The 12,987-nt window shown below is 61.0% G+C and carries 12 protein-coding genes and 1 riboswitch; of the genes, 8 read left to right on the top strand and 4 right to left on the bottom strand.

What is annotated here, in order from left to right; all coding sequences use genetic code 11:
• Positions 1–254 precede the first annotated feature (254 nt).
• Together OIS53_RS17905 and OIS53_RS17900 are read left to right on the top strand one after the other, a co-directional pair.
• Complete coding sequence (locus tag OIS53_RS17905) at positions 255–896, top strand: T9SS type A sorting domain-containing protein (RefSeq protein WP_264679945.1); 642 nt, start codon at positions 255–257, stop codon at positions 894–896.
• A gap of 179 nt (positions 897–1,075) precedes the next feature.
• Entirely contained in the window at positions 1,076–1,942 is an 867-nt protein-coding gene (locus OIS53_RS17900) for an SDR family oxidoreductase (RefSeq protein ID WP_264679944.1), read from the top strand.
• A gap of 611 nt (positions 1,943–2,553) precedes the next feature.
• Here the strand turns inward: OIS53_RS17900 and ahcY are convergent.
• A complete protein-coding gene (gene ahcY, locus OIS53_RS17895) occupies positions 2,554–3,873 on the bottom strand; it encodes an adenosylhomocysteinase (RefSeq protein ID WP_264679943.1) in 1,320 nt (439 codons plus the stop codon).
• Positions 3,874–4,084: 211 nt separating this feature from the next.
• Complete coding sequence (locus OIS53_RS17890; RefSeq protein WP_264679942.1) at positions 4,085–4,843, bottom strand: DUF4397 domain-containing protein; 759 nt, start codon at positions 4,841–4,843, stop codon at positions 4,085–4,087.
• A 149-nt stretch (positions 4,844–4,992) separates the two neighbouring features.
• Between OIS53_RS17890 and OIS53_RS17885 the strand changes: the two genes are divergently transcribed.
• Together OIS53_RS17885 and OIS53_RS17880 are read left to right on the top strand one after the other, a co-directional pair.
• A complete protein-coding gene (locus tag OIS53_RS17885) occupies positions 4,993–5,616 on the top strand; it encodes a hypothetical protein (protein ID WP_264679941.1) in 624 nt (207 codons plus the stop codon).
• A 158-nt stretch (positions 5,617–5,774) separates the two neighbouring features.
• Positions 5,775–6,962 carry a class I SAM-dependent methyltransferase gene (locus OIS53_RS17880; protein WP_264679940.1) on the top strand — a complete coding sequence of 396 codons (1,188 nt, stop codon included), beginning with the start codon at positions 5,775–5,777 and terminating at the stop codon, positions 6,960–6,962.
• Positions 6,963–7,126: 164 nt separating this feature from the next.
• Here OIS53_RS17880 and OIS53_RS17875 read toward each other — a convergent pair whose 3' ends face one another.
• On the bottom strand, positions 7,127–7,735 hold the full coding sequence (locus tag OIS53_RS17875) for a DNA-3-methyladenine glycosylase (RefSeq protein WP_264679939.1): 609 nt from the start codon (positions 7,733–7,735) through the stop codon (positions 7,127–7,129).
• Positions 7,736–8,001: 266 nt separating this feature from the next.
• Positions 8,002–8,226: riboswitch (cobalamin riboswitch) on the top strand.
• Between the two features lie 236 nt (positions 8,227–8,462).
• Here OIS53_RS17875 and OIS53_RS17870 point away from each other — a divergent pair.
• Together OIS53_RS17870 and OIS53_RS17865 are read left to right on the top strand one after the other, a co-directional pair.
• Positions 8,463–10,364: a TonB-dependent receptor plug domain-containing protein gene (locus tag OIS53_RS17870; protein ID WP_264679938.1), complete on the top strand. Its 1,902-nt coding sequence runs from the start codon at positions 8,463–8,465 to the stop codon at positions 10,362–10,364.
• Positions 10,365–10,401: 37 nt separating this feature from the next.
• Positions 10,402–11,496: a DUF5074 domain-containing protein gene (locus OIS53_RS17865; RefSeq protein ID WP_264679937.1), complete on the top strand. Its 1,095-nt coding sequence runs from the start codon at positions 10,402–10,404 to the stop codon at positions 11,494–11,496.
• 113 nt (positions 11,497–11,609) lie between these two features.
• Here the strand turns inward: OIS53_RS17865 and OIS53_RS17860 are convergent, their stop codons facing one another.
• The gene (locus tag OIS53_RS17860; RefSeq protein WP_264679936.1) at positions 11,610–11,885 is read right to left on the bottom strand and encodes a hypothetical protein; all 276 of its coding nucleotides are present in this window, start codon (positions 11,883–11,885) and stop codon (positions 11,610–11,612) included.
• 233 nt (positions 11,886–12,118) lie between these two features.
• Between OIS53_RS17860 and OIS53_RS17855 the strand changes: the two genes are divergently transcribed.
• The gene (locus OIS53_RS17855) at positions 12,119–12,391 is read left to right on the top strand and encodes a hypothetical protein (RefSeq protein WP_264679935.1); all 273 of its coding nucleotides are present in this window, start codon (positions 12,119–12,121) and stop codon (positions 12,389–12,391) included.
• A 12-nt stretch (positions 12,392–12,403) separates the two neighbouring features.
• A complete protein-coding gene (locus tag OIS53_RS17850; protein WP_264679934.1) occupies positions 12,404–12,976 on the top strand; it encodes an AraC family transcriptional regulator in 573 nt (190 codons plus the stop codon).
• Positions 12,977–12,987 lie beyond the last annotated feature (11 nt).

The raw sequence follows: 12,987 nt of genomic DNA, 5'->3' as shown, positions 1-12,987 counted from the left end.
TGACATAGTTGCCAAATTCGGATTCAGCAGGACTGGTCCACCGTCTGATGCCGAATCCTATGTCACGTCTTGGCTTACTGCTGCTTGGTTGGGGGTTACTGTTTGGGGCAGCTGCCGGCCTGAGTGGGTGCGAAAATTTACAGCCTGAGTTTCCGGGAGCAGCTTTTGATGCTGTTACAGTCAAGCGCTCTGTTAGCCTGGTTCGGGTGCTTGGCCCACAGTTGACCTTGCTTGGCCCCGATGACACTTTGCACTTGGCTACCCAGTTTGACCCATCCACCAAGCGCAGCCGGATTATCAACCTGGCCGACAGCAGTTTGCTGCTGGACGCTTGGGTGCTTCGGCACCGTCGGCTTTACTATGTGGTGGAGCCGCAGGCTAACTCGAGCTGCTGGGTTCATGCGGTGCAAATCCGGGACGGTGAGGTGCGCGGCTTGCTGACTGGCTTCCTCCAGATGAGCCATCTGGCTGCTGCCGTTAGGAAAGGGTATGCAGCTGAGCTGGTCCGTTACCGCCACCCTGAACCTGACAGCATACGGCTGCGCTTCGACATCAAGCACCTGCGGACCTTTTACGCAGCTGAACTGGACAGTCTACCAGCTTACCGCTTACAGCAGTCCGCCCGCCAGGCATCTGTCTTACCAGCATCTGCCATTGCCGTGCCTGCCCGGCTCTACCCTAACCCCGCCCACACCCGCGCCACCCTGGACTTTAGCTATGCCGGCCGCCGCACGGTGCAGCTCTTCAATACTCGCGGGCAGCAAGTGCGAACATACGACTCCCTAGCCGCTACGCTCGACATTCCGGTAGATGGGCTACCCGCGGGTAGGTACATAGTGCGAATTGTGGATGCTGCCGCCCGCCCGCATATGCTCCAGCTAGAGGTGGCACACTAAAGGTTGGGGAATGGTAATCAGCAGCCAATTCTTATAGCCAAAGCCCCGGTTTTCAGCTCGAAAGCTACCACCGTCTCTTAGCCCGCAAGCCCAACCGGGAGCGGTGCAGAATTTAGCTACAATATTTAGCCCCCGCTTGCGTCTGCATCCGGCATTCTGTTCTCTTCTCTCTACCTGCTATGTCCACAGAGGCTCCTCCCGTTGCGCTGGTTACCGGCGCTACTTCCGGCATCGGTGAAATTACGGCCCGTGACTTGGCCCGCTACGGCTACCATGTAGTGCTGCTGGCCCGCAACGCTGACAAAGCCGAGTTGTCGCGCCGCGCTATTGCGCGGGTGGCCGGCCCCGACCGGGTAAGCGTGGTGCTATGCGACTTGTCGGACCTGGAACAGGTGCGGCGGGCTGCCACCGAGTTTCAGGCTACTTACCCGCGGCTCGACCTGTTAATCAACAACGCCGGCCTGCTCTTTGGCACGCCGCGACAAGTATCGAAGCAGGGTTTTGAAATGACGCTGGCCACCAATCATCTGGGGCATTTTCTGCTGACGGCCTTGCTCCTGGACCACTTACGCCGGAGCCCGGCGGCGCGTGTTATCAACGTGGCTTCGATGGGCTACAAGATGGCTAAGCCCCGCCTCGACGACCTTAACCAGGAACGTGGCTACAGCCCTATGCGGCAGTACGCCAACACCAAGCTCTATAATATCCTGTTCACGCAAGAGCTGGCGCGGCGCCTGCGCGAACGAAACATCCAGAACGTCATCACCCACAGCCTACACCCCGGCGTAGTAGCCACCGGGTTCGGCCAGCAGTCGGGCGGCCTGCTGGGTTGGGGAGTGAAACTGGCCCGCCCTTTCCTGCTTTCCCCGGAAAAAGGCGCCGAAACCACCTTATTCCTGGCTCTCGACCCGGCAGCAGGCAACAGCAGCGGCGGTTTTTTCGCCAAGAAACGCGCTGAACCCGTGCAGCACCCTTTTAACACCCCCGAAAATGTTCAGGCACTGTGGGAACAGTCGGAGCAGATGGTAGGGCAGCGGTTTTTCTAAACTATTCAGAAACCATACACATCAGATCGGATGGCATCTCTCCTGTGGTCACTCCTCAATCTTCTTCTCCTGCTTTTGTTCCTGTACTCTTGGCTTCAGGTCCTTGTAGTGCTTCGGCGGAAGATTGGAACAGGTTTAACTCTTATATTCACAATAGGACTGCTAACTACTTGTGCCAGTGCGGGAGGTTCTGTGGTCAACGAGCCTGATGAGAATCTATTGGCGCAGAAAGCAAGCCGTCAATCATTAGGAAACTGGAGCGCAGATCATTCTAAAACTCTCAGCGTAATTCATTCTCTTAGCCTCCGTGTTGAAGGCAACCGTACCACCTCGGGAGTAGAACCGCTGGGTTTGTATGCTGACGTTTCGGGGTTTGTAATGGGTCACAAATGGACGGCAGATATGGGCACGGTCAATTCTGAGCTGGGTAAACTCAACTATCACGTTGTGATGTCTCACCAATGGAAGCTACTGGGCATGTCGATTTATCACTCAGTCGAATCACATACTGGAAGTATACCAACCACTGATACTCACCGGTAAAGAATATAGCACATACAAAACCCCGCCCGGCGCTAAACCGAGCGGGGTTTTGCTTAAAGCTGGGCCGCTTAGTAGCGGTACAGGTCCGACTTGAAGGGGCCTTCCGGCGATACGCCGATGTACTCGGCTTGCTTGGGCTTCAACTCATCCAGCTCCACCCCGATTTTGGCTAGGTGCAGGCGGGCTACTTTTTCGTCGAGGTGCTTGGGCAGGGTGTACACCTTGTTTTCGTACTGGTCGGCGTTCTGCCACAGTTCCAGCTGCGCCAGGGTTTGGTTCGTGAACGAGTTCGACATCACGAACGAGGGGTGGCCGGTAGCACAGCCCAGGTTTACGAGGCGACCTTCGGCCAGGACGATGATTTCCTTGCCGTCGATGCTGTAGAGGTCCACCTGGGGCTTGATGGTGTCCTTGGTGTGGCCGTAGTTTTTGTTCAGCCACGCCATGTCGATTTCATCGTCGAAGTGGCCGATGTTGCAGACAATGGCCTTGTCCTTGAGGGCGCGGAAATGCTCCTCGGTGATGATGTCGCAGTTGCCGGTAGCCGTTACCACAATGTCGGCTTCCTTGATGGCATTGCTCATCTTCTTCACTGCGTAGCCATCCATGGCGGCTTGCAGGGCGCAGATGGGGTCAATTTCCGTGACGATGACGCGGGCCCCGGCGCCGCGCAAGGAAGCGGCCGTGCCTTTTCCTACGTCGCCGTAGCCGGCCACCACGGCAATTTTGCCGGCCATCATCACGTCGGTAGCCCGGCGGATGGCGTCTACGGCCGACTCTTTGCAGCCATACTTATTATCAAACTTCGACTTGGTTACCGAGTCGTTGATGTTGAAAGCGGGCATGGGCAGGGTGCCGGCTTTCACGCGGTCCATCAGGCGCAGCACGCCGGTGGTGGTTTCCTCCGAGATGCCTTTGATACCGGCGGCCAGCTCGGGGTACTGGTTCAGCACCATGTTGGTCAGGTCGCCGCCGTCGTCCAGAATCATGTTCAGGGGCTGGCGCTCCTCGCCGAAGAACAGCGTCTGCTCGATGCACCAGTTAAACTCTTCCTCGTTCATGCCTTTCCAGGCGTACACCGGAATGCCCGCGGCGGCAATGGCGGCGGCGGCATGGTCTTGGGTAGAGAAGATATTGCACGACGACCACGTAACCTCGGCGCCCAGCTCCTTCAAGGTTTCGATGAGCACGGCCGTTTGGATGGTCATGTGCAGGCAGCCGGCGATGCGCGCGCCTTGCAGGGGCTTGCTGGCACCGAACTCCTCGCGCAGAGCCATCAGGCCGGGCATTTCGGCTTCGGCGAGGCGGATTTCCTTCCGGCCCCACTCGGCCAGAGACATGTCTTTTACTTTGTACGGAACGTAGGCCGTGGTCTTGGTTTCAACCATGATGATAGGTAGCTGAATGCGTGTCGCGTTTCAACCGCAAAAGTAATCAATTTGTTACCCATTCGCTTCTATTTCTGACAATCAGCTATTTACACGAAAAAGTCTGCCTCCGGAGAGAAGCAGACTTTTCGTAGCTAACGAATAAAGTGCAGAGCGGAAGTTTTCTACAAAAAGAGTAAGCCGAGCTTCGCGCCTTGTTCAAAAGGCGAGCTTAGTTATTCTGAATAATGACGGCTTGCATTTCTTGCGCGGCCGGTACGCCCGCGCCAGCAATGCCTCGTACCACAATGGTGTAAATTTTTCCGGCCTCGTAGTTTTTGGTGCCTATTCCCGAGCCTGTCCCGTCGCCAACAGACCGCACTTGGGTGCGTGGCGTACCGGCTGTGATGCTCAGGTTCAAGGGGCCAGCGTTAACGGGGAAGAAGCTCGACGCCGCCCCGAAAGCTATATCCGGGGTTATGTCGGCGCCGGGAGTGCCGGGTACTGCCGAAGGAGCAGTAAGCCGCACCGGCGTAGGCGCATTGACGGCGAGGTGAACGATCCGCACTTTGGCTTGCCCCGAAGCTGGAGCAGTCAGGTCGTCGGGGGTGACGAGCAGCGAGGGCGTGGCGCCGATGGTGGCGGAAGGCGAGTACGCAAACGCAGAATAGCTCTGGTCTTTGGCTACGGTCAGTCCTTGCGAGGTAAGCACGGTGCTACCGTTGTTGATGCGCAACGTGGGCGTGCCCGCGTTTACGTTCAGGTAGCTGCTGTTTTGGCCGTAGTTAAGCTGGCCTACCTGCTGGTCGTTTACAAAGGCCGTGACTTGCACGTTGGAGGCCGCGGCCGCGTGTACCAGCATCACCTTGCCCTGGTCGGGCGTAGGCGTGGTGTTGTCATCGTCGTCGTTGGAGCAAGCCGTGAAGGCCAGAGCAGCCGGCAAAACGGCCAGCATAGCGGCCCGGTGGAAGAAAGATGCCAAAGCTTTCATAGATAGAAACAAAGGTTGGTGAAGTGCCCGTCAGAACGAAGCCCTTGCTGCTTTTGTTGAGTTGCCACCCCAACTTTTGCTCGGCGAGTTGCACTTTTCTCTCGATTAATGCCTTAGCCAGAGAAATATAGTATCCTAGCTTTGCAGCCATGGCTTCTTTTGTCTTGCTACTTTCTGCCGGAGGCGCAGCACGCCGGGCCTTGCTGACGCTGGTGTTGCTGATGAGCCTGGGTGTTGCGGCTCGGGCCCAGCAGCCCGCTACCATCATCCGGCTCACTCCCGAAGACCAGCAGCGGGGCCTGAACGGGGTGCAGAAAAACTTCTTTTTTACGACCGGCCTGGGCACTACCGAAGAAGAATATCAGAACGCCGGCTTCTTTGGCCAGCGCCTGCGCCCTTACCTGGCTGCTAACTCTGCTGCCTTGGATAATCTGAACCTGTACCGGCGGCAGAAGTGGCTGTTTCTGACGGAGCGCCTGGTGTTTGTGGGCGCCGTGGGCGTGTACGCGCAGCAGGTACTGGCCAAGGACACCGAGCAGCAGTACTTCAACCGGACCCAGCAAGTGGCAGCCGGGGTAGCCGCTGCTAGCTTGCTGAGCAACATCTTCATTTCGCGCTACACCAATCAGCATTTGCAGCAGGCGGTAGAAGCCTACAATGCGGGCCCTCCTGCGGCCCGCACCGGTGCGCTACGCCGGCTGCGGCCGGCCGGGCTCGGCGTGGGGGCCACCCCCGCGGGCCGGCCGGTGCTGGCCCTGCGCTGGAACCTGTAGTTTTACCTGGCTGTTTTACTGTGCTTCACCTGCTTGCCAGGTGAAATCATTCCGAGGAGGAATCCAGCATCCGAAGCAGGGTGTCGGATTCCTCCTTACGTTTGAGCCACGAACCGCCCCGGTCGTTCGGGGCTGTCGATTTACCGTAGTAGCCTTTCATGGAATATCCGCTGCCGGCAGCGGCCCGGCAATACGTAGCCGAGCATCTGCACGACGACCCCGCCCAGCTTGCCCTGCAAGCCCGCCGCTACCCCGGCTTGCCTGTGCCCGACCTAGTGCGCCAAATCCAGGCCCGGCAGAAGGCCCGCACCAAGCTGCCCGCCTGGGCCGACAATCCCGACCTGGTATTTCCGCCAGCGCTATCAGTGGAGCAGGCCTCGTCGGCGCGCACGGCGGAGTTTAAGGCCATGCTGGTGCAGGGCCAGCGCTTGGCCGACCTCACCGGGGGCTTCGGGGTAGATACCGCCCATTTTGCTGCCCGCGTGCCGGAGGTGCATTACGTGGAGCGCAACGCGGCTTTGGCGGAAGTAGTCGGCTTCAATCTTCAACAATTGGGCATCGACAACGTGCAGCTGCACACCCAGGACGCCGTGCAGTTTCTGCGCAGCACCCCCGGCACATTTGATTGGCTGTACCTCGACCCAGCCCGGCGCGACACGGCGGCCCGCAAGATTTTCCGGTTGCAGGACTGTGAGCCGGACGTGCTGCGCCTGCTGCCGCTGCTGCTGCACAAAGGCCGGAGCGTGCTGCTCAAAACCTCACCCATGCTCGACATTGAGCAGGCCGTGCAGGAGCTGCGCCACGTGCGGCGCCTGTGGGTGGTAGCCGCGGATAATGAGTGCAAAGAGGTGCTCTACGAGCTGGGCCAGGAAGCAGCCGTGGACCCCGAGCGGTACTGCGTGAACCTGCTCCGCGACGGAAGCCAGCAGGAGTTTCGGCTGAACCGGGCCCGCGAAGCCCGCGCCGTGCCGCGCTACGCCGAGCCCCAGCAGTACCTGTACGAGCCCAACGTGGCCGTGCTCAAGGCGGGCGGCTTCCGCAGCATTGGCACGGCCTTCGAGCTGCTGAAGCTGCACCAGCACAGCCACCTGTACACTTCCGACACGCTGCGCCCGGAGTTTCCGGGCCGCATCTTCCGCATTCGGGCCGTGGAGAAGTACGACGGCATAGCCCTGCGCGCCCACCTGGGTCCCGAGGCCCGCGCCCACGTTACCACCCGCAACTTCCCCGACACCGTGGCCGAGTTCCGCCACCGCACCGGCATCCGCGAAGGAGGCGAGCTGTACCTGTTTGCCACCACTAACTTGGAAGGCAAGCTGATAGTGCTGGTGTGTGAGAAAATCTGAATCGCGGATTACGCGAATTACTGGATTGCGCGGATTTTGGTGACGATTAGGCTGGCTTATGAACAAGGCTTGCCTTCGGCAAGTCTTGTTCATGAGTTGGGTGACACCGAACAGCTAACGTGACCAAAATCCGCGCAATCCGCGTAATTCGTTCAATCCGCGATTCACCTTGCCGGGCTAGTCCAGGGGCTGCCGATGAGGCGGAAGCGCCACGGTAGGGCTGCGTCGGCGCCGGCGTAGTCGATGCCCACGCGGGGAGAGGCACGGATGGATTCGGGGGGAATGGTTTCGTCGTGGTCTTCCAGCCAGATAAGGTTGCCAGTGAGGTCCAGGCCGTAATGGGCGGTGGTAATGCCGAGGGCTTGGGTGAGCAGGCCCGGACCAGCCGTGAGGCTGCGCTGCACCCGCGGCAGGCCCCGGCGCAGCAACATTTCTTTGATTCCGACAGTAGGCTCCAGGCCGCGGACGAGCACGGCGTCGGCTTTGCTGGCTTCGTTGGTGATGATGTTGAACAAGGCGTAGCGGCCGTACACCAGGTACACATAGGCTACGCCGCCGGCCTGGTACATCACCTGGGTGCGGGCTGTGTAGCGTCCCAGGTGGGAATGGCAGGCTTGGTCGTTGAGGTGGGCGTAGGCCTCGGTTTCGACAATGCGCCCACCGGTCAGCACCCCGTTTATCTGCGTGAACAGGTGCTTACCTAGCAGGTCGCGGGCAATTTGTACTGGGTCGGGGCGGCGGTAAAAGTCGAGGGAGAGTTTCGGATAGGGCATGTGGCACAAGCTTCAGCTTGTGCCGTAACGGTGCTAGCCCAGAAAAGGCTGCATAGTTTAACCAGGGGAGTTATTTAAGAAGTCAACAGACCGTCATGCTGAGCCCCGCGAAGCATCTCTACTGCTTTGCCTGCGCGATTAGATTTAGTCAGAGGGAGAGATGCTTCGGCTGCGCGGACGCCAGATGAAGCATGACGGGCTACTGACCTCAAACTATTGACTTCAACCGGCACAAGCTGAAGCTTATGCCACATGCCACATTCTCGTATCTTTGCCGACGTAGAGGTGGCCGGACCCCGATTGGGGGGCGAGGCTGAAAAGGGAATCCGGTTCAAAGCCGGAGCTGTCCCCGCAACTGTACGCTTCATGAGTGTGGTGCGCCATTCTGCTGCCACTGTTTCCGGAGGGCTTTTCCCATGAACAAGCCCCGGAGATGGGAAGGCGGCGCACCGGAAGCAAGCCAGGAGACCTGCCTCTGCTAGTCCCATGTTCAGCGTCTTCGGAGGAAAGACGGAGAACGAATGCAGTGGCGCGGCTTCGGTGGCGCCGGTTTACCTGCTGTTTTCGGCCTCGGCTTCGGGGTAGCGGCTGGCTTGGCAACGAGCAAGCGGCTGCCGTGGAGTTCTGAACTGAATTTTTCGGCTACGAAGATTTGGTTCGGAGTAACACCATAGTTCTTTCTCGACTGCTGAGCTGGCCCCGCTGCGTAACGGCTGCTGCCTTGCTGTTGGCGGCGCGTACCGGTCTGGGCCAGGCTCCGTCCACGGCCGACTCCGCCGCGGTGAGTCCCCAGCAGCTGCCGACTGTGCGCGTGCAGGCCACCCGCATTGAGCGGTTCAGCGTGGGCAGCCGCCGGCTTACCCTCGACTCGCTGGCCCTGGCCCCTTACCGCACCGGCACACTCACCGACGTGCTCGGTGCCCGCACGGCCATTCACCTCCGAAATTACGGCCCCGGCCAGCTGTCCTCCATCACGCTGCGCGGTACCTCGGCCCGCCACACGGCCGTGCTCTGGCAAGGCTTCAATATCAACCTGCCTTCCCTGGGTGAGGCCGACTTTGCCCTGCTGCCCACGCTAGGCAACACGCAGGTAGATATCCAGCCCGGACCCGCAGGAGCCACGTACGGCAACGGCGCCGTGGGCGGCACGGTGCTGCTCAGTTCCGCGGTGCGCTGGGGTGCGGGCTGGCACGGGGCGGCGCAGGTTGAGGGCGGCAGCTTTGGCCTACATGCTGGCACGATGGAAGCCGGCTTCAGCAATCAGAAACTCGCCCTGCGCACCACGCTGCTCTACCGCCAGGCGGATAACGACTTCCCCTACTTTGCTCAGGAAGCTGCCGGCCTCGTGCGCCACCGCCAGCAGAACGCCGCCTTCCGCCAGGCCAGCTTCACCCAGGACCTAACTCTGCGCCTGGGCCAGCGCGGGGAGCTGACGGCTGCCGCCTGGCTGACCGACGCTGACCGGCAGATTCAGCCCGGCATCGGCACCAACAACACCCACGGCCGGGAATGGGACCAGAGCCGCCGCTTCACGGCCGGCTACCGCCACCTGAGCCCCCGCCACGAGTGGACGGGCCGCGTAGCCTGGTTTGAAGACGTGCTCAATTACCGCGACGACGTGAGCGGGCTGAGCGAGTCCCGGGTGCGCACCACCCAGGCCCAGGCCGAGCACACTTGGAACCTACGCCCCAACGCCTCAGTGCGCCTGGGTGCCGAAACTCAGCACTTTGCGGCCCAGGTGGACGGGTACGGCGCAGACCCGCGGATAGAAGACCGGTTTTCGGGCTTTCTGCTGCTGCGCTACGATCCGCGGCCCCGCCTGCGGCTGTCGGCCAACCTGCGCCAGGCCGTGCTGCCCGGCCGCCAGCCCCCGCTCACGCCTACGGCTGGGCTGGAATGGGAGGCTCTGCGCCGGGGGCCGCACCTGCTTACACTGAAAGGAAGCGCCTCGCGCAGCTACCGGGCTCCTACCCTGAACGAACGGTATTGGCGCCCCGGCGGCAACCCCGACCTGCTGCCCGAGCACAGCTTGGGCTACGAAGCGGGCTTGGGGCATATCCTGGACTGGCCGGCACCCAGCTTGCGCCTGCAAACCGAACTCACCGCCTACCGCCAACTCGTTGATAACTGGGTGCAGTGGACGCCGGGGGCTACGTACTGGTCGCCGCGCAACCTGCGGCAGGTGCGGGCTCAGGGCCTGGAAGCCAGCAGCCAGCTCACGTGGCGGCCGGGTGCCTACCAGCTCACGGCGCGAGCCACGTACGCCTTCACCCAATCGGAGAAAACCCGCGGCACGGCCGCCGACTCCGACCCGGTGGGCCGGCAGCTGCCCTTCGTGCCCCGGCACACGGCCGCCTTGAGCACCGACCATGCCTGGCGGGGCTGGCAGCTGGGTTCCACGCTCACCTTCACCGGCTACCGCTACACCGACGCCTCGGCCACCAGCTTTCTGCCTTCTTTCCTGCTGCTGAATGCTTCCGTGGGCCGCATACTGGCCGTGCATCCGGCCTGGCGGCTGGTAGTGCTGGCGCAAGGCTACAACCTCACCAACCAGACTTACCAGAGCTACCAGAACCGCGCTATGCCACTCCGCCACGGGGCCCTGAGCCTGCGGGTGCTGTGGCGCTGACTCCTCCTTGTTTTTTCGTTTTCCACCTTCTTTTTCTATGACCTGCTTTTCCTCTCTTTCGCGCACTCCCCTTCTGCGCCTGCTGCTAGGCACCGCCGCCACCTTCAGCCTCGCCGCCTGCGACCCGGACAAGGACCCCGAGCCCACCGAGCAGCCCATTGTCACCAAGTCTGTATTTGTGGTGAATGAAGGCAACTTTATGCGCTCCAACGCCGACATCAGCCTGTTCAGTAAGGCCAGCGCCACCGTCACCAACCGCACCCTGTTTAGCAGCACCAACGGCCGGGCCCTCGGCGACGTGGCCCAGAGCATGGCCGTGCAGGATAGCCTCGGCTACATCGTGGTCAACAACAGCAACAAAGTGGAGGTCGTGTCCCTGGCCAAGTTTCGGTCCAAGGCCACTATTGCGGGCCTGAAGCTGCCCCGCTACTTCGCGGCGGCTTCGTCGGCCAAGGGCTACGTGACGGAAACCGTGTCGTACTCAGCTTCGGCCGGGCAGGTGTCGGTGCTGGACCTGAAAACCAACGCGGTGACCAAAACCATTGCCGTAGGCCGGCAGCCTGAGCAGCTGCTGGTGGCTGGCTCCCGCCTCTACGTCACCAACAGCGGCGAAAACACGGTTACGGTCATCAACACCACGACCGACGCCGTGGAAGGCACCATACCGGTGGGCGACGCGCCCAACAGCCTAGCCCTGGACCGCAACGGCAATGTGTGGGTGCTGTGTGGCGGCCGGGTGGCCTATAACCCCGACTTCTCCGTGGATTACGCCCGCACCACCAAGGGCAGCCTGGCCCTGATTACGCCCGACCAGCTCACCGCCACCAAGCGCGAAGTGGAATCGAACCGCAGCGCCCCCGGCCGGCTGACCATCAACGGGGCCCGCAACCAGCTATACTATACCTACCAGAACGGCGTGTACACGCTGGGCATCGGCGACGCCAACCTGCCCACCGCCCCCCTGATTCGCCGCCGCTTCTACGGCCTGGGCGTCGACCCACAGGATAACGCCATCTATGGCGGCATCGGCTCCTTCACCGCCGCCGATAAGGTGATTCGCTACCGCAGCAACGGCGCAGCCATCGACTCCTTCACCGTCAACATTGGCCCGAACGGCTTTGTGTTTTATTAGAAGTTAGAAGTGAGACTATGAGAAGTGAGAGGTGAGACTGTCGTTCTGCAACCTAGCCAGGCCAGCAGAACGACAGTCTCACCTCTCACTTCTCATAGTCTCACTTCTGATAACTAGTCCGCCAGGCCGTCGTTGTTTCGGTCTTTGCGGTCGGCGGCGTCTTCGTACACCTTGCGGTTTGAGGGGCCGGGGTTTTGCCGGGCCGTGCCCGAGGTGGCGGAGTCGCCGGTTACGGTGGAAGACTGAGATGCGCTGGGGTCTTTGGTTTTGACGGCGCCGCGCTCCACATTGGTGTCGCCGGCTTCGGTGCCGGTGTTGCAGGCCACGAGGGAAGAGGTCAGGAGCAGAGCGGCGGCCAAGGCCGGGCGGAAAACAGAAAACGTTTTCATGAGTTTACAGGGGGCTGAAGGGTCAATAGTACCCCTGCTGTACGGCTGACTGCGGCGCTGGTTTTTTGGTGCTTCGCCCGCGGGGCAACCCGCACGGGGGCTGTTGCGCTACAAGTCCGCACGCGCCAGTGCAGCCGCGCCGCGTCTGTATATTTGTTGCCCCCAAGTTTGTTGCTATGAGCCGCACCTTCCGTTCATTCCCTGCGTATAGGTTCTTGCTTCGGCGGGCGGCTGTGCTGGCAGGTGTGAGCCTGGTGCTGGCGCTGGTGCTGGTGGCGTACCTCTTTGGGGTGCAGGACCAGTTCTTCGGCCGGCTGTTCGGAGCTTTTTTCGTATTTTTCTGGCTGCTGGCAGTTACGTTTCTGGGAGTTGTTCCTTTTGTTAACTGGGCTGCCGCACACTGGTTTGGGAAAGAGTGGACTGAAACGCCGGCCGCAGTGCCGGTTCGACGGTCCCGCCCGGCTTCGTCTCGTACCGCCACCCGTCCCGCTACGCGGGTTGATTAACCTTCATTGTCCGTGAAAACAACGCTCCTCCACATCAGAAACATGGTTTGCCCGCGTTGCATTGATGCCGTGCGCAGCCTTTTGGAACAAGCTGGTTACCGGCCCACCGACGTGCAGCTGGGCCAGGCTCAACTCGACCACACTACCCCCGCCGACCCGGCCTCGGTGGCGCCACTGCTGCGCGAAGCCGGCTTCGATGTGCTGATGGGCCGGGCCGAGCAGCTGACCGAGCAAATCAAAACCGCTTTGGTTGAGTACCTCGACCACCTGCGCACGGCCCGCATGCCGCTCACTACCTCGGCCTTCCTCACCGACCGGTTTGCCGCTACCTACTCCCACCTGAGCAAGGTGTTTTCGCGCACAGCCAACCTAACCATTGAGAAGTACCTGATCCGCCTCAAGATTGAGCAGGTTAAGGAAATGCTCAGCTACAACGAAATGACCCTAAGCGAAATAGCCGAGCAGCTGCGCTACAGCTCCGGCCAGCACCTCAGCAACCAGTTCCGCCAGGTGACGGGCCGTTCCGTCAGCGAATTCCGCCGCGACCTGCTGCCCAAGCGGTTGTCCTTAGACCAGCTGGCCTGAGTTTAGAGATT

Source organism: Hymenobacter sp. YIM 151500-1 (assembly GCF_025979885.1).
GTDB lineage: Bacteria > Bacteroidota > Bacteroidia > Cytophagales > Hymenobacteraceae > Hymenobacter.
Note: the sequence above shows the minus strand (reverse complement) of the source record. Positions and strands in the feature narration are given on the sequence as shown.

What these genes read in the sequence shown, in the direction of transcription:
- OIS53_RS17885 (WP_264679941.1), top strand. Translation starts at nt 4,993, where the DNA reads ATGGCTTCTTTTGTCTTGCTACTTTCTGCCGGAGGCGCAGCACGCCGG.
- OIS53_RS17865 (WP_264679937.1), top strand. Translation starts at nt 10,402, where the DNA reads ATGACCTGCTTTTCCTCTCTTTCGCGCACTCCCCTTCTGCGCCTGCTG.
- OIS53_RS17890 (WP_264679942.1), bottom strand. Translation starts at nt 4,843, where the DNA reads ATGAAAGCTTTGGCATCTTTCTTCCACCGGGCCGCTATGCTGGCCGTT.
- ahcY (WP_264679943.1), bottom strand. Translation starts at nt 3,873, where the DNA reads ATGGTTGAAACCAAGACCACGGCCTACGTTCCGTACAAAGTAAAAGAC.
- OIS53_RS17900 (WP_264679944.1), top strand. Translation starts at nt 1,076, where the DNA reads ATGTCCACAGAGGCTCCTCCCGTTGCGCTGGTTACCGGCGCTACTTCC.
- OIS53_RS17880 (WP_264679940.1), top strand. Translation starts at nt 5,775, where the DNA reads ATGGAATATCCGCTGCCGGCAGCGGCCCGGCAATACGTAGCCGAGCAT.
- OIS53_RS17875 (WP_264679939.1), bottom strand. Translation starts at nt 7,735, where the DNA reads ATGCCCTATCCGAAACTCTCCCTCGACTTTTACCGCCGCCCCGACCCA.
- OIS53_RS17860 (WP_264679936.1), bottom strand. Translation starts at nt 11,885, where the DNA reads ATGAAAACGTTTTCTGTTTTCCGCCCGGCCTTGGCCGCCGCTCTGCTC.